The sequence below is a fragment of the Pseudomonas sp. BS3782 TE3695 genome (genome assembly GCF_050435305.1).
Lineage (GTDB): Bacteria > Pseudomonadota > Gammaproteobacteria > Pseudomonadales > Pseudomonadaceae > Aquipseudomonas.
In genome coordinates this window covers 2,210,174-2,226,362 of sequence record NZ_JBNDKB010000001.1, presented here as the reverse complement: position 1 = coordinate 2,226,362, position 16,189 = coordinate 2,210,174, and the positions used below count along the sequence as shown (strand labels likewise).

The following is a 16,189-nucleotide window of genomic DNA, read 5'->3' as shown; positions in this document are numbered from 1 at the left end:
TAATATGGCTCACTCATGTGGCTCAATAATGCGGTGGTGGTGCCTCTTCTTCGAAGGACTCGAACTGACCGACCATTTCCTCCTGCCGCTTGAGCAGCGCCGCCATTTGCAGTTGCAGGCGTTCAACTGCATGCTGCTGCGCCGCCAGCACATCATTCAATGTCTGGATGGTGTCATCCTGAAACGCCAACTGGCTTTCCAGATCGGTAACGCGCTCTTCCAGGCTCATGTTTCAGCCCTCCAGAAACGTGAAGTCATCGGTCAACACCAGACGCAGCCGCTCACGAATCGTCGCGATCTGCTCTGGACTGTAGGGTTTGGCCGGCTGATTACCCCAGACCGGGGCTGGCCAGGCAGCGTCCTCACGCTTACGCACAATCACATGCATGTGCAACTGACTGACGACATTACCCAGGGCCGCGACGTTCAATTTATCCGCGTCGAACGAGTCTTTGAGCGTTTCCGCCAGTGCGGTGGTTTCCTGCCACAGCTGTTGTTGATCTGCGACATCTAATTGAAATATCTCACTGATATCCTCACGGCGGGGCACGAGGATGAACCACGGGTAGTTCGAATCATTGGACAGTAGCAACCGACAGAGCGGGAAATCGCCGATCGGCAACGTGTCTTGTTGAAGTCGTGGATCTAAAGCGAACACAGCACACACTCCCCTCTGGTGATCTTTTTTCAGCTTAGCGCCCCATTGCGAAAGACGGCGCGCCAAGCGACAGGACGGCAGCATACCTGCGAATGCCACGCGCTTCACGACGAACTGCCACCTACGGGCGCCTCGACATGAGCCATTTTGATCCGGCATGCACCATGACAGAACCAGCCGCCGCACAAAAAATGCCGAAATGACCGATAAACAACGGGCCGCTCCAATCCACGACAAAGCGACACTGTATGAATTCGGTACAGCAATTGAAATTTTTTGCACCAAAACCGCACAACGCGTCTACGCTCAGTGCGTCAGCATCCGCTAACTACTCACTGGCGGGGTGAACCGGTAACGTTTTTGGTTGTCGCCCCCACCAGTTCGATGTGGTAACCACGATGCGAAGCATGGCGTCAAGCTCAGGTAAAAAGAGCTTGAACCCCCCGGTTTTATGAGGTTTTTACAGCAACAGGCAGGTCTTTGGAAAAAAACAGCAACAGAATTCCGATTTGTGCACGCTTGTTGCATTCACACCCGTATCGTCTATAAGCGCTCCGCTGGAAGTGGAAGCCTTAAGACCAATAAAAACAGCGGCAGGGTTGCCCGATGGAGATTCAAGTGCAGGACAAGGGACTCTTTTTTACCGACGCTCAAGCCATGGAAAACAACGTTGAAGTTGTCAGTCCGATTGCGTCGGGATTGTGAATTTGCGACATCTACCCAGCCATTTGCGACAGGGTCGTAAAGAAGCTGAAAGGTTAGATGCGCAAGTATCGCCAACATGGTCGGCGTGATATAAGTTTGCGCCGACACAAAAAGAAAGAGCCGCCCGGATAATAAAACAGGCGGGACGGCAGTACTCTTCTAAAAACCAAAGGAGCAAATCACGATGCGCGTGATGAAGTGGAGCATGATCGCACTGGCAGTTGCAGCAGCAGCCAGTACTCAAATGGCTACGGCCGCACCGTTTGTAAGTGACCAGGCTGAAGCCAAAGGTTTTGTTGAAGACGCCAAGTTCGACTTGCTGCTTCGCAACTATTACTTCAACCGTGACCGCAGAGACGGCGCAAACGACCAGAAAGACTGGACACAGGGCATCTGGGGCAATTTCAGCTCCGGTTATACTCAAGGTACCGTAGGTGTCGGCGTTGATGCATTCGGTTATCTGGGTATCAAACTGGACGGTGGTGACGGCACAACTGGCTCGGGCAACCTGAGCCGCGACTCCCAAGGCCGCAACCACGACGACTTCGGCAAAGCCGGTGCCGCCGTTAAAGTTCGCATCTCCAAAACTGAACTGAAGTTCGGTGAGATGCAGCCAAGCACCTCTCCAGTATTCGCTATCGGCGGTTCTCGTCTGGTGCCTCAAACCGCTACCGGTTTCCAACTGCAGAGCAGCGAAATCAACAACCTGGACCTGGAAGGCGGTCACTTCTACTCGGCCTCTAGCCAGGATGAGATGAACAGTGATGGCGAACTGTGGGCGAACTACGCCGGCGTTACCGCTAAAACCGCAGACTATGCTGGCGGCAAGTACGGGTTCACCGAGAACCTCAGCGCATCGTTTTACGGCGCCCAGCTGGAAGACATCTGGAACCAGTACTACGCCAACCTGAACTACACCATCCCAATGGGTAGCGATCAGTCGATTAACCTGGACGGTAACATCTACAACACCAAAGATACCGGTTCCGCCAAAGCAGGCGAGATCAGCAACACCACGTTCTCGCTGGCTGCTGCTTACTCGTTCCTGAAAGCACACACCGTTACCGTGGCCTTCCAGAAAGTTAACGGCGACGTCCCGTTCGACTACATCGGCGTGGGTGACAACAACCGCGGCGGCGACTCGATCTTCCTCGCCAACTCCATCCAGTACTCTGACTTCAACGGTCCTAACGAGAAGTCTGCTCAGGTCCGTTATGACCTGAAAATGGCTGAGTACGGCGTTCCAGGTCTGAGCTTCATGACCCGTTACGTAAAAGGTTGGGACATCGACGGCACCAACACTCCAACAGGCAGTGCTTACGCCGGCCTGTACGGTGAAGATGGCAAGCACAATGAAACCAACCTGGAAGCCAAGTACGTTGTTCAGACTGGCCCGGCAAAAGATCTTTCCTTCCGCGTTCGTCAAGCATGGCACTTCGCTAATGGCGACCAGGGCGAAGGCGATATCAAAGAGTTCCGTCTGATCGTCGACTACCCGCTGTCGATTTTGTAATTGCCGTTAGCTACTTCGCGGTAATCAAAAAAGGCCCATCTTCGGATGGGCCTTTTTTATTGGCTACAGCATTGTGTTTAACGGTTCAGCTCTTGCAGAACAAGTCTGACCGAAAGGTCAAACATGAGACCCATTATTACGCCGTTGCCGACTCCTGAACCATTCGAATAACCCGCTGCGGAAATGGAATATCGATACCGGCAGTCTTCAAACGATCACGGGATTGTTCGTTAAACATGAACATCACATTCCAGTAGTCAGCGGTCTTCACCCACACCCGCAGGGAAACAGTGATCGAACTGTCGCCCAGTGTGGAAATCACTGCTTCCGGTGCCGGATCAGCCAATACGCGCGGGTCTTTGGCCAGTTCCAGCAATACTTCACGCGCCTTTTGCAAGTCCGCTTCGTAAGCAACGCCTACATCGAATATCACTTTGCGGGTCGGCTGACGATTGGTATTGGTAATGATGCCATTCGACAGATTGCCGTTAGGCACGATGATGGTTTTGTTATCGCCCGTGCGCAGCACAGTGTGGAAGATCTGGATGCTGTCGACAGTACCGGCAACACCTTGGGCTTCGATCCAGTCACCAATGCGGAACGGGCGGAACAACAGAATCAGCACGCCACCCGCGAAGTTCGCCAGGCTGCCCTGCAATGCCAGACCGATCGCCAGGCCAGCAGCACCGATCGCGGCGACGAACGAGGTGGTTTCCACGCCGATCATCGACGCCACGCTAACGATCAGCAGAACCTTGAGAATGATGTTCGCCAGGCTGCTGATGAAACCTTGCAGCGCCAGGTCGGCATTGCGCAACGCCAGCAGGCCACCGAGTTTTTGCGTGACCTTATTGATCAGCCACCAACCGACAGCCAGGGTAATCACCGCCAACAGCACGCGGCTGCCGTATTCCATGATCATCGGAATCCAGGCTTGGGATGCCTTGACCAGGTTGTCCACTTCAGCATTCAAATCCATCTTTTTTCTCCTGATTTCCGGCTACCCGGCACGCAAAAAATGAGCGGCAGAAAGATCCGCCGGGTTAAACACAATCGAGGTGGGAGCGGGCTTGCTCGCGAAAGCGGCGTGTCATTCAACAGTGATGTCGACTGATACGCCGCTTTCGCGAGCAAGCCCGCTCCCACAGGTTCCCGCTTGAAAAGTCAGTCGCGGAAGTTATTGAACTGTAGCGGCATATCGAAGGATTTGGCGCGCAGGGCGGCAATCGCTTCCTGCAGATCGTCACGCTTCTTGCCGGTGATGCGCACTTGCTCGCCCTGAATGGCGGCCTGGACCTTGAGCTTGGCGTCTTTGACGTGAGCGACGATTTTCTTCGCCAGCTCTTTGTCGATGCCTTCCTTGAGGACCGCTTCCTGCTTCATCAACTTGCCCGACGCGTAGGCATCCTTGACTTCAAGGCACTGCACGTCGATCTTGCGCTTGACCAGGGCCAGCTTGAGGATCTCGATCATCGCCTCGAGCTGGAAATCGGCTTCCGCGGTCAGGTTGACGGTCAGGTCCTTTTCCTTGAACTCGAAGGTGCCTTTGCCTTTCAGGTCATAGCGACGATCGAGTTCCTTGACGGCGTTCTCGACCGCGTTGGTGACTTCGTGTTTGTCCAGTTCGGATACCACGTCGAACGACGGCATGTAATCTCTCCAATAAAAAGGCACGCTCGATAGCGATGGAGCGCGCTTGGCTTGCGGTTAAAATCGGGCTCATTATAACGGGTCTTTTCCAACCGATACTGCGAGCCTCACATGCCAGCGTCAAACCGAGCAAAAAGCTGATGTCCACTCCTTGGCATATTCTGGGTGCCGGCAGCCTCGGCACCCTTTGGGCCACACGTCTGGCGCGGGCGGATGTGCCGGTCAGGCTGATTGTGCGGGACGCGACACGCCTGCAGTCCTATCAGACGGCGGGCGGTTTGACGCTGATCGAACACGGCGAAGCGCAGCTGTATCCGGTGCCCGGCGAAACAGCTGACAGTGACGAGCCCATCAGCCGTCTGCTGGTGGCCTGTAAAGCCTACGACGCCGTAACAGCCGTGGCCCGCCTCGCCCATCGCCTGACACCGGACGCCGAACTGATCCTGCTGCAGAACGGCCTCGGCAGTCAGGACGCGGTTGCCGCGCAGGTGCCTCAGGCGCGCTGCATCTTCGCCTCCAGCACCGAAGGCGCGTTTCGCGATGGCGACTGGCGCGTGGTGTTCGCCGGTCACGGCTACACCTGGCTGGGCGATGCGGGCCATCCGGTAGCACCGATCTGGCTGGAGGACTTGAGCGCCGCCGGTATTCCTCATGAGTGGAGCACCGATATCCTCACAAGGCTGTGGCGAAAACTGGCGCTCAATTGTGCGATCAACCCGCTGACCGTGCTGCACGAATGCCGCAACGGCGGTTTGCAGCAACATCATTGCGAAGTCGCCACCCTGTGCGCCGAGCTCACCGAGCTGCTTGAGCGCTGCGGCCAACCGGCAGCGGCGCAAAACCTCCGGGAGGAAGTCGAACGAGTGATCCAGGCCACCGCGGCCAATTTCTCCTCGATGTACCAGGACGTCGCGAGTCAGCGCCGCACCGAAATCAGCTACCTGTTGGGCCATGCTTGCAAAGTCGCGTCGCGGCATCAGCTGAACCTGCCCCATCTCAGTCAATTGCAGGAGCGCCTGATTGCTCATCTGCGCAGCCTTGGATTGCCCAGCGACTGAGCAGCGGCTACGCTGGCCACTTGTTCCTTTTCAGCGATGAACCTGATGCCATTGCGCCAGCGCCTTGAAAACCTTCCAGTCGGCCAGAAATTGCTGGCCGCCCTGCTGGTGCTGTTGACCACCGTTTTGCTGGTCGCCAACCTGACCTTTATCAGCGCCGCCTATTACATTTCCCAGGAAAGCATGGCCCCCCAAGCCTTGCAGACCATCGGCCGACTGGTGTCCAACCCGAGCCTGATCTCCGACGCCTTGAAGTCGCCGCAAACCGCCCAGCGCCTGCTTAACGAGCTCAACAGCTATACACCGTTGCGTGCAGCAGCGCTCTATGACGGAAAAGGTGTGCTTCTGGCGCAGCTGCAGCAGGGAGACGAGCTCCATCTACCGGAGCATTTCCGGCATCTGGAAGCCTGGCAAGCCACCGAGTTTCGCAGCAACCAAGTGATCACCCTGCCTCGCCCCGGTACCGCGCCAGGGCATTTGCTGCTGGTGGCCAGCAGCGAATTGCCGATGGCGTTCTATACCGGGACCCTCACCGCCAGCCTGGGGATTCTGATTTTCAGCGTGCTGTTATGGCTGGTGATCGCCCGGCAGATCAAACGCCTGATCACCCGGCCGATCCATCAGCTCGAAGAGTTGTCCCGGCAAGTGACCCGGGAAGAGAACTACGCCCTGCGCGCCTCCCGCGGCAACCACGATGAAATCGGCAGCCTCGCCGAAGCGTTCAACACCATGCTCTCGCGCATCGAAGCCCGGGAGCAGCAGCTCAAGCGTGCCCGCGATGATTCCCAGGCTGCTTACGACCAAGCCCAGGGGCTGGCCGAAGAAACCCGTCACACCAACCGCAAGCTGGAACTGGAAGTGCAGGTGCGCAGCAAGATCGAAAAGAAACTCACCGGTTTCCAGAATTACCTCAACAGCATCATCGACTCCATGCCGTCGGCCCTGATCGCCCTCGACGAGCAGCTCTATGTGACCCAGTGGAATCAGGAAGCCAGCGCCCTGTCCGGCACGCGCCTCGCCGAAGCCTTGAACCAACCGATCTTCCTCGCCTTCGAACCGCTCAAGCCGTTCCTGCCGCAGCTCAGGCAAACCGTCGAGCAGCACACGGTGGCGAAGATCGAACGGGTTACCTGGCTCAAGGACGAAGAGCCCCGGCACTACGCCCTGACGTTCTACCCGTTGATGGGGGGTGCCGGGCGCGGTGTGGTCATCCGGATCGACGACATCACTCAGCGGCTGTCCCTGGAAGAAATGATGGTGCAGTCGGAAAAAATGCTCTCGGTGGGTGGCCTCGCCGCCGGCATGGCCCACGAGATCAATAATCCGCTGGGTGCGATCCTGCACAACGTGCAGAACATTCGCCGGCGCCTGTCACCCGATCTGCCGAAAAACCTCGAACAGGCCGAGCAACTCGGCATTGAGCTGGAAACGGTCAACCAGTATCTGAAAGCTCGCGAAGTGCCGCAGTTACTCGATGGCATTCAACAGGCTGGCGCCCGGGCGGCGAAAATCGTGACGCACATGCTCAGCTTCAGCCGCCGCAGCACCCGGCAGATGGCGCCTTGCGATTTGCCGGCGTTGATCGATCAAGCGGTGGAAATCGCCGGCAATGACTTCGACCTGGCGATCGGTTTCGATTTCAAGGGGCAGGCGATCATTCGGCAGTTCGATCCGGCACTGGGCCCGGTGCCCGGCACTGCCAACGAACTGGAGCAGGTGCTGCTCAATCTGCTGAAAAACGCCGCGCAAGCCATTCATCAACGTACCGACGACCGCGAGCCGGGGCGGATCACTCTGCGTACAAAACTGAACCCGCCGTGGGCAGAAATTCAGGTCGAAGACAACGGCATCGGCATGAGCGAGAGTGTGCGCAAACGTACGTTCGAGCCGTTCTTTACCACCAAGGAAATCGGTCAGGGCACCGGCCTTGGGCTCTCGGTCTCGTATTTCATCATCACCAACAACCATAAAGGCCAGATGGAAGTGCAATCGACACCGGGCCAAGGCACCTGTTTCACCTTGCGCCTGCCGTTGTCGGGCACTCCGGTGGTCTCTCAAGAACTCAATCAGCTGTCGAGGTAACCATGGGCTTTCGCTTGTCGAAGATTTACACCCGCACTGGCGACAAAGGCGAAACAGGGCTCGGCGATGGCCGCCGGGTGCCCAAGGACCATCCGCGCATCGAAGCCATTGGCGAAGTCGATACGCTGAACAGCCAGGTGGGTGTGTTGTTGGCCGGGCTGGCAGCGCAAAGTGATATATACCCGGGGCTGAACGAAGTGATCGAGGTGTTGGCGCCCTGCCAGCATCGGTTGTTCGACCTGGGTGGCGAACTGGCGATGCCGGTGTATCAGGCCTTGAATTCGGCAGAAGTCGAGAGGCTCGAAGCGGCAATCGATGTGTGGAATGAAGAGTTGGGGCCGCTGGAGAATTTCATTCTGCCCGGCGGTTCGGCGTTGATCGCCCAGGCTCACGTATGCCGCTGCCTGGCGCGCAGTGCCGAGCGGCGCTGTCAGCAGTTGAATGCGATCGAACCATTGGCCGGGGTTGGGCTGGCATATATCAATCGATTGTCGGATTTGTTGTTTGTGGCGGCACGGCTGATTGCCAAGCGTCAGGGGGTTGCCGAGATTTTGTGGCAAGCGGCTGCGAAACCCGGGGTTTAATCAGGAAGATGTTTTTCGTCTGATAAGCAGCCTTCGCGAGCAAGCCCGCTCCCACAGTTGACCGAGTTCTTCCAGAAGAAATGCGATCGAATGTGGGAGCGGGCTTGCTCGCGAAAGAGGCCAGTAGCCTCAATGCAAAATCAAGCTTCAGGCCAAAACGCCCGAATCCCCGCCACACCCTGCGCCCCTGATTCCCAAGCCTTCTGCCGCTCTGCCGGGCCAACGCCTCCCAGCAAAAACACCGGTTTGCTGAAGCCCTCGATCAACGTCGAAGCCTGTTCCCAACCCAATGGCAGCGCGTCCGGATGTGTCTGCGTCGGCTGCACCGGCGACAGGGTCACGAAGTCCACGCCCATTTGCTCGGCCAGCGCCAGTTCTTCAGCGTTGTGGCAAGACGCTGCCAACCAACGTGACGCCGGTAGCGGACGCCCGGCCGCCGCGTACTTGCGCAACTGTGCCGAGGTGATGTGCCAACCGGCGGACGGGAAGTCCCCCAGCCATTCAAACGGCCCCTTGATCATCAACTGCGCCTTGCCGGCACACAGCCCCGCCGCATCCACCGCCAGATCGCGGTATTGCGGGTCGTAGCCGTTGGGCGCGCGCAATTGAATCAGCTTGATGCCGCCAGCGATGGCTTTCTGAATACCGCGCAACAAGGCCGGGGTTTCCAGGCCTTCCGGGGTGATCAGGTAGTCGCCGGGCAAGCGTGCAGCGGCGACGATCGGCTGGTTTGCGGCCGGAAACTCGTAATCCACCAGTTCCCGCGCGGTCACCCAGGCCAAAGGCTGACCTTCGGCGCCATGGGGTTCGCCGGTAAACGCCGATACTTCCCAGACATCCAGCAACACCTGTTTGTCCGGGTAATCGTGGCGGACCTTGATCATCGGCCGCGCGGTGATGACCACAATGCCCAACTCTTCGTGAAGCTCGCGAGCCAGGGCCATCTCGACGGATTCGTCATTCTCGACCTTGCCACCGGGGAACTCCCACAAACCGCCCTGATGCTGGGTGTCGGCACGGCGGGCAATAAGGATTTTGCCGTTGCTATCGCGGATAACCGCAGCGGCTACGTGAACTCGTTTCACTGCTTTATTGCCTCCAGGTCAGCCTTGTGCCGAGCCTTGAAGGCCGGCCATTGGTAGAGGGTTTCAAGGTCGCGCGGGGACCAGAAAGAATGCAGTTTGTCGCCGATGATCGGGTGGAGGCTCATGTTCGGGACCTTTTGATAGGGGATGGACCAGAATCTTTGGTGTCTGGTCGGCCACCTTCGCGAGCGAGCCCGCTCCCACAGTTGACCGAGTTCTTCCAGAAGAAGTGCGATCGAATGTGGGAGCGGGCTTGCTCGCGAAGGGCGCGACTCGGTCCGGACCTTGTTTACGTACGGTACTCGGCGTTGATCTTCACGTATTCGTGGGACAGGTCAGTGGTCCAGATGGTTTCGCTGCAATCGCCGCGCCCCAGCTCGATGCGGATGGTGATTTCTTCCTGCTGCATCACCGCCGCGCCCTGGGCTTCGGTGTAGGTAGCGGAGCGAGCGCCACGGCTGGCGATGCACACGTCACCGAGGAATACGTCGATCTTGCTCACGTCCAGGTTCGGTACGCCGGCACGGCCCACGGCGGCCAGAATGCGGCCCCAGTTCGGGTCGGAGGCGAACAGCGCGGTCTTGATCAGCGGCGAGTGGGCCACGGTGTAACCGACGTCCAGGCATTCCTGGTGATTGCCGCCGCCGTTGACTTCCACGGTGACGAACTTGGTCGCGCCTTCGCCGTCGCGCACGATGGCCTGGGCCACGTCCATGCACACTTCGAACACGGCCTGCTTCAGCTTGGCGAACAATTCACCACTGGCAGAGGTGATTTCCGGCAGTGCGGCCTGACCGGTGGCGATTAGCATGCAGCAGTCATTGGTCGAGGTGTCGCCGTCGATGGTGATGCGGTTGAACGACTTGTTGGCGCCGTCCAGCAGCAGGTTTTGCAGTACATCGCGGGAGACTTTGGCGTCGGTGGCGATGTAGCCAAGCATGGTCGCCATGTTCGGACGAATCATGCCCGCACCTTTGCTGATGCCAGTGACTGTAATGGTCACGCCATCATGCTGGAACTGGCGGCTGGCACCCTTGGGCAGGGTGTCAGTGGTCATGATGCCAGTGGCGGCGGCCTCCCAGTTATTGACCGACAGGTCGTCGAGGGCGGCTTGCAGCGCGCCTTCGATTTTTTCGACCGGCAGCGGCTCGCCGATCACACCGGTGGAGTACGGCAGCACGAGATCTGCATCGACGCCGGTCAGCTCAGCCAGTTTGGCGCACGTGCGCTCGGCAGCTGCCAGGCCTGGTTCGCCGGTACCGGCGTTGGCATTACCGGTGTTGGTCAGCAGGTAACGTACCGGGCCTTGCACGCGTTGTTTGGCCAGGATAACGGGAGCGGCGCAAAAGGCATTCAGAGTGAACACGCCCGCGACCGTGGAACCTTCGGCACAGCGCATGACCACGACATCCTTGCGCCCCGGGCGCTTGATGCCGGCCGAGGCGATACCGAGTTCAAAACCGGCAACCGGGTGCAACGTTGGCAAAGGACCAAGACCAACAGCCATGAATGCGCTCCTTAATAAATGATGTCTGCACCGCCGTCGGGGCGTCGGTGGTTTAAATGGCAAAACGCCGCGACGGCATAAGCCGGTCGCGGCGCGGTATTTCAGCGTATGAAACGGGTTTACTGGATCTGCCCGTGGCAATGCTTGAACTTCTTGCCCGAACCGCAGTAGCACAGCTCGTTACGGCCCAGCTTCTGCTCGTTGCGCACCGGTGCGGTGGCGAGGGCTACGTCGACCTCTTCACCCAACACTTCCGGTTGCTCCAGGCCAGGCGCTTCGTCGTGCTGGAACTGCATGCGCGCAGCCAGTGCTTCGGCTTCCTGACGCAGGCGAGCTTCTTCTTCGATCGGATCTTCGCGGCGGACCTGTACGTGCGATAGCACACGGATCGAGTCGCGCTTGATCGAATCCAGCAGTTCCGAGAACAAGGTGAACGACTCGCGCTTGTATTCCTGCTTCGGGTTCTTCTGCGCATAACCACGCAAGTGGATGCCGTGACGCAGGTGATCCATGGTCGACAGGTGGTCTTTCCACAAGTCGTCCAGTACGCGCAGAACGATTTGCTTCTCGAAGGTGCGCAGTGCTTCGGCACCGGCCTGGTCTTCTTTCTCGTTGTACGCGGCGATCAGCTCGTTCATCAGCTTCTCGCGCAGGGTTTCTTCGTAGAGGTGATCGTCTTCGTCCAGCCATTGCTGGATCGGCAGCGCTACACCGAAGTCGCTCTGCAGCGCCGCTTCCAGACCGGCCACGTCCCATTGCTCAGGCAGCGATTGCGGTGGAATGTGTGCGCTGACGGTGGCGTTGAGCACGTCCTGACGGAAATCGGCGATGGTTTCGCCGATGTTGTCGGCGGCCAACAAACTGTTACGCATGTGATAGATCACTTTACGTTGTTCGTTGTTGACGTCGTCGAACTCGAGCAGTTGTTTACGGATGTCGAAGTTGCGGCCTTCAACCTTGCGCTGAGCCTTCTCGATGGCGTTGGTCACCATGCGGTGCTCGATCGCCTCCCCGGACTGCATGCCCAGCGCCTTCATGAAGTTCTTCACCCGGTCAGAGGCGAAGATGCGCATCAGGCTGTCTTCCAGCGACAGGTAGAAACGGCTGGAACCGGCGTCGCCCTGACGACCGGCACGACCACGCAACTGGTTGTCGATACGGCGCGATTCGTGACGCTCGGAAGCGATCACCTGCAAACCGCCCGACTCCAGCACTTGCTGGTGACGCTTCTGCCAGTCGGCCTTGATCTGGGCAATCTGCTCAGGGGTCGGGTTTTCAAGCGAAGCGACTTCCACTTCCCAGTTCCCGCCCAACAGGATGTCGGTACCACGACCGGCCATGTTGGTGGCGATGGTCAGTGCGCCCGGGCGACCGGCCTGAGCAATGATTTCGGCTTCCTTTTCGTGGAACTTGGCGTTCAGAACCTTGTGTTCGATGCCTTCCTTCACGAGCAGGCTGGACATGTGCTCGGACGTTTCGATGGTGGCGGTACCCACCAGCACCGGACGACCCTGAGCCATGCATTCCTTGATGTCATTGATGATCGCCGCGTATTTCTCCTCGGCGGTCAGGAACACCAGGTCGTTGTAGTCTTTACGCGCCAACGGTTTGTTCGGCGGGATGACCATGACCTGCAGGCCATAGATCTGGTGGAATTCGAACGCTTCGGTGTCCGCGGTACCGGTCATGCCGGACAGCTTGTTGTACAGACGGAAGTAGTTCTGGAACGTGGTCGACGCCAGGGTCTGGCTTTCAGCCTGGATGTTCAGCCCTTCCTTCGCTTCGATGGCCTGGTGCAGGCCTTCGGACAAACGGCGACCCGGCATGGTGCGGCCGGTGTGTTCGTCGACCAGTACGACCTGACCGTCCTGCACGATGTATTCGACGTTGCGATTGAACAGTTTATGCGCACGCAAACCAGCATAAACGTGGGTCAGCAGACCGAGGTTATGTGCCGAATACAGGCTCTCGCCTTCAGCCAGCAGGCCGACGCGGGTGAGCATGTCTTCGATGAACTGGTGACCGGCTTCGTTGAGTTCGACCTGGCGGGACTTCTCGTCCACGGTGTAGTGGCCAGCCTTGGTGACTTCGCCTTCGACTTCTTCGACGTGCAATTCCAGCTGCGGGATCAGTTTGTTGATCTCGATGTACAGCTTGGAGCTGTCCTCGGCCTGACCGGAGATGATCAGCGGGGTACGGGCTTCGTCGATGAGAATGGAGTCGACTTCGTCGATCACGGCAAAATTGAGTTCGCGCTGGAATTTTTCTTCCATGCTGAACGCCATGTTGTCGCGCAGGTAATCGAAACCGAATTCGTTGTTGGTGCCGTAGGTGATGTCGGCAGCGTAGGCGGCACGCTTCTCTTCCGGCGGCTGGAATGGGGTGACCACGCCGACCGTCATGCCGAGGAATTCGTAGAGCGGACGCATCCAGTTGGCGTCACGGCGGGCCAGGTAGTCGTTCACCGTCACAACGTGCACGCCCTTGCCGGACAGCGCATTGAGGTAAACGCCCAGTGTCGCCACCAGGGTCTTGCCTTCACCGGTACGCATTTCCGCGATCATGCCCTCGTGCAAGGTCATGCCGCCGATCAGCTGGACATCGAAGTGACGCATACCCATGACGCGCTTACCGGCTTCGCGGGCGACCGCAAAGGCTTCTGGCAACAGCTTGTCGAGGGTTTCCCCTTTGGCGAGGCGGGCCTTGAACTCGTCTGTCTTGGCACGCAATTGATCGTCCGAAAGGGCCACCATTTGCTCTTCGAAGGCATTGACGAGCTGCACCGTCTTGAGCATGCGTTTGACTTCACGCTCGTTCTTGCTTCCAAAAAGTTTCTTTAACAAAGGCGCAAACATATCGGCAGGATCTTCCACACTAAAGGGATGGAGGGCGGCCCCGTGAGTCGCCCGTGCAGCCCTCATGGCCGCATGCGAACGAGTATTCTACCCGGAAACGATGGTGAGGAAAGTGGCGTTATTCCACGATGCATGCACTGCGCTATGACGGGGCTCACTTGAAATAAGGGCATTTTGCTGAACTTCAACCCATTGAGGGCACAAGTTACTTGTTGATTTAATGGGTAAAGCGCTCGCAAAGCAATGGGTCGGGGGCAGCGGGTGCTTTCTGTTACCATGGCCGCTCTGTTACTTCAGGTGTCTGATCATGGCATTTCGCCCTCTTACGGCCAGAGCACCCGCCGTTCTGCTTCGCGAAGCCAAACCGCTGAAAGCCATTTTTGGCCACGCGCAACGCCTGGGTCATTTACAACGTCTGGTAGAAAGTCAGTTGCAGCCAGCTGCCCGCGAGCATTGCCATGTGGCGTCGTGGCGCGAAGGCAGTTTATTGCTGATTGTCACCGACGGCCATTGGGCCACCCGCCTGCGTTATCAACAAAAGCGTCTGCAACGGCAATTACAGCTGTTCGATGAGTTCGCCAGCCTGACGCGGATTCTGTTCAAGGTTCAACCGCCTACCGTTCAGCAAGGGGCTGCGGGGCATACGATAAATTTGTCGACCGACGCGGCGGCGACCATTCAGGCGACGGCTGACGGGATTACCGACCCGAACCTGCGGGCGGCCCTCGAACGGCTGGCGGCTCACGCCAAACCCAAGGTTTAAAAGCAAGATTATTTAAAAGCAAAGATCAAAGGATCGCAGCCTTCGGCAGCTCCTACGCGCCTGTGGGCGCCGCCGAAGGCTGCGATCTTTTGATTTTCAGCGGCGTTTGCTGCCACCGAGCAATGAGCCCATCAACCCGCGTACCAATTGTCGGCCCAATTGATTGGCCGCCTGTCGCATCGCTGATTTCAACGCCTGGCCTGCCGCTGTGCCGAGGAATTCCCCGGCCTGCTCGGTGAAACTCGGCTCTTCAGGTGCAGGTTTGCCCGGCGCGGTTTCAGGAGCCGGCGCCAGGCCTTTGCGCCCCATCAGCACTTCATAAGCCGATTCGCGATCGACCGGTTTATCGTAACGCCCCTTGAACGGCGAACCGGCGATCAGCACGGTGCGTTCGGTCTCGGTCAGCGGCCCGATCCGCGATTGTGGCGGTGCAACCAACACGCGCTGGACCATCCCGGGTGTGCCCTTGTCTTGCAAGGTGCCGACCAGCGCCTCGCCGATTCCCAATTCAGTCAATACCGACAAGGCTTCAAATGCCGGGTTCGGCCGGAAACCGTCAGCCACCGCGCGCAGGGATTTCTGCTCTTTGGCGGTAAAGGCACGCAAACCGTGCTGAATGCGCAGCCCCAATTGAGCCAATACATCATCCGGCAAGTCGCCCGGTGATTGGGTGACGAAATACACGCCCACGCCTTTCGAGCGGATCAGCCGCACCACTTGTTCCAGACGCTCCTGCAACGCCTTGGGCGTACCGGCGAACAACAAGTGCGCTTCGTCGAAAAACAGTGCCAGCAGCGGTTTCTCGGCATCGCCGCGCTCCGGCAGTTGCTCGAAGAGTTCGGCCAGCAGCCAAAGCAGGAACGTCGCATAGACCTTCGGTGCTTCATGCACCAGACGGCTGGCATCGAGCAAGTGGATGCGCCCGCGACCATCCAGGGCCGGTTGCAACATGTCTTCCAACTGCAGCGCCGGTTCGCCGAACAATGCTTCGGCGCCTTGCTGTTCCAGCGTCGCCAGACGGCGCAACAGCGCCTGGCTGGAACCAGTGGTCATCAGCGCCGCGTCATCCCCCAGCAATTCGGGGCTGTCGCGCAGGTGATTGAGCAGCGCCTTCAAGTCCTTCAAATCCAACAGCAACAGCCCTTCGCGGTCGGCCACCTTAAACGCGGCATAGAGTGCCGACTGCTGACTGTCGGTCAGTTCCAGCAGGCTGCCGAGCAGCAACGGGCCCATTTCGCTCAAGGTTGTGCGCAGTGGATGACCGGACTGACCGTTAATGTCCCACAGGGTCACTGGATAGGCCTGAGGCTTATGGTTCAGCCAAGGCATGCCGGCGATCCGCTCGGCGACTTTGCCTTGAGGATTGCCGGCAGCGCCCAGGCCGCACAGGTCGCCTTTGATGTCCGCTGCGAACACCGCCACGCCGGCATCGCTGAAGGCTTCGGCCAGGCGCTGCAAGGTGACGGTTTTACCGGTCCCGGTAGCGCCCGCTATCAGCCCGTGACGGTTGGCCAGGCGCATGGCCTGGGCGATGGACTGGCCCGCGAGGTCAGCGCCGATAAGGAGTTGCGATGAATCAGGCATTTTGTCACCCATGGTTAATCTTTGATCCTTCATGGCCGATAACAAGCGAGAGACCAGACTGAAGATAGCGTCGCTAATTCCCTAAGGAGAGGTGGAAATATCAGCTTACTTTCAACACTGCCCATTTTGCGCGCCTTAATAAAAG

General features: G+C 58.4%; 14 protein-coding genes. 5 read left to right on the top strand and 9 right to left on the bottom strand.

Going from position 1 to position 16,189, the window contains the following annotated elements:
- Nucleotides 1-22 precede the first annotated feature (22 nt).
- The gene (locus ABH909_RS10095) at nt 23-229 is read right to left on the bottom strand and encodes a SlyX family protein (RefSeq protein WP_429432782.1); all 207 of its coding nucleotides are present in this window, start codon (nt 227-229) and stop codon (nt 23-25) included.
- Nucleotides 230-232: 3 nt separating this feature from the next.
- Entirely contained in the window at nt 233-658 is a 426-nt protein-coding gene (locus ABH909_RS10090) for an HIT family protein (RefSeq protein WP_429439815.1), read from the bottom strand.
- An 889-nt stretch (nt 659-1,547) separates the two neighbouring features.
- Here ABH909_RS10090 and ABH909_RS10085 point away from each other — a divergent pair.
- The gene (locus tag ABH909_RS10085) at nt 1,548-2,876 is read left to right on the top strand and encodes an OprD family porin (RefSeq protein WP_429432780.1); all 1,329 of its coding nucleotides are present in this window, start codon (nt 1,548-1,550) and stop codon (nt 2,874-2,876) included.
- A gap of 136 nt (nt 2,877-3,012) precedes the next feature.
- On the opposite strand, the gene ABH909_RS10080 is transcribed toward ABH909_RS10085, so the two are convergent.
- Nucleotides 3,013-3,855: a mechanosensitive ion channel family protein gene (locus tag ABH909_RS10080; RefSeq protein ID WP_429432778.1), complete on the bottom strand. Its 843-nt coding sequence runs from the start codon at nt 3,853-3,855 to the stop codon at nt 3,013-3,015.
- Between the two features lie 185 nt (nt 3,856-4,040).
- On the bottom strand, nt 4,041-4,526 hold the full coding sequence (locus ABH909_RS10075; RefSeq protein ID WP_095632188.1) for a YajQ family cyclic di-GMP-binding protein: 486 nt from the start codon (nt 4,524-4,526) through the stop codon (nt 4,041-4,043).
- A gap of 140 nt (nt 4,527-4,666) precedes the next feature.
- Between ABH909_RS10075 and ABH909_RS10070 the strand changes: the two genes are divergently transcribed.
- From ABH909_RS10070 to ABH909_RS10060, 3 genes are read left to right on the top strand one after another with little or no spacing between them, the layout of a single operon-like run.
- A complete protein-coding gene (locus ABH909_RS10070; RefSeq protein ID WP_429432776.1) occupies nt 4,667-5,584 on the top strand; it encodes a putative 2-dehydropantoate 2-reductase in 918 nt (305 codons plus the stop codon).
- Between the two features lie 45 nt (nt 5,585-5,629).
- The gene (locus tag ABH909_RS10065) at nt 5,630-7,666 is read left to right on the top strand and encodes a sensor histidine kinase (RefSeq protein ID WP_429432774.1); all 2,037 of its coding nucleotides are present in this window, start codon (nt 5,630-5,632) and stop codon (nt 7,664-7,666) included.
- A gap of 2 nt (nt 7,667-7,668) precedes the next feature.
- Nucleotides 7,669-8,250 carry a cob(I)yrinic acid a,c-diamide adenosyltransferase gene (locus tag ABH909_RS10060; protein ID WP_429432772.1) on the top strand — a complete coding sequence of 194 codons (582 nt, stop codon included), beginning with the start codon at nt 7,669-7,671 and terminating at the stop codon, nt 8,248-8,250.
- Nucleotides 8,251-8,390: 140 nt separating this feature from the next.
- Here the strand turns inward: ABH909_RS10060 and ABH909_RS10055 are convergent, their stop codons facing one another.
- The 4 genes from ABH909_RS10055 to secA form a co-directional block, all read right to left on the bottom strand.
- Nucleotides 8,391-9,335 (bottom strand): Nudix family hydrolase, encoded by a 945-nt coding sequence (locus tag ABH909_RS10055; RefSeq protein ID WP_429432770.1) that lies wholly within the window; start codon nt 9,333-9,335, stop codon nt 8,391-8,393.
- Entirely contained in the window at nt 9,332-9,460 is a 129-nt protein-coding gene (locus ABH909_RS10050; protein WP_429432768.1) for a hypothetical protein, read from the bottom strand. The genes ABH909_RS10055 and ABH909_RS10050 overlap by 4 nt, the downstream gene beginning before the upstream one ends.
- Before the next feature lie 164 nt (nt 9,461-9,624).
- Complete coding sequence (argJ, locus tag ABH909_RS10045; protein WP_429432766.1) at nt 9,625-10,842, bottom strand: bifunctional glutamate N-acetyltransferase/amino-acid acetyltransferase ArgJ; 1,218 nt, start codon at nt 10,840-10,842, stop codon at nt 9,625-9,627.
- A gap of 119 nt (nt 10,843-10,961) precedes the next feature.
- The gene (secA, locus tag ABH909_RS10040) at nt 10,962-13,697 is read right to left on the bottom strand and encodes a preprotein translocase subunit SecA (RefSeq protein WP_429432764.1); all 2,736 of its coding nucleotides are present in this window, start codon (nt 13,695-13,697) and stop codon (nt 10,962-10,964) included.
- Between the two features lie 307 nt (nt 13,698-14,004).
- Here secA and ABH909_RS10035 point away from each other — a divergent pair, with 307 nt between their 5' ends.
- The gene (locus ABH909_RS10035) at nt 14,005-14,460 is read left to right on the top strand and encodes a DUF721 domain-containing protein (protein ID WP_123357942.1); all 456 of its coding nucleotides are present in this window, start codon (nt 14,005-14,007) and stop codon (nt 14,458-14,460) included.
- A gap of 96 nt (nt 14,461-14,556) precedes the next feature.
- On the opposite strand, the gene ABH909_RS10030 is transcribed toward ABH909_RS10035, so the two are convergent.
- Nucleotides 14,557-16,044 carry a helicase HerA-like domain-containing protein gene (locus ABH909_RS10030; protein ID WP_429432762.1) on the bottom strand — a complete coding sequence of 496 codons (1,488 nt, stop codon included), beginning with the start codon at nt 16,042-16,044 and terminating at the stop codon, nt 14,557-14,559.
- Nucleotides 16,045-16,189: the final 145 nt, after the last annotated feature.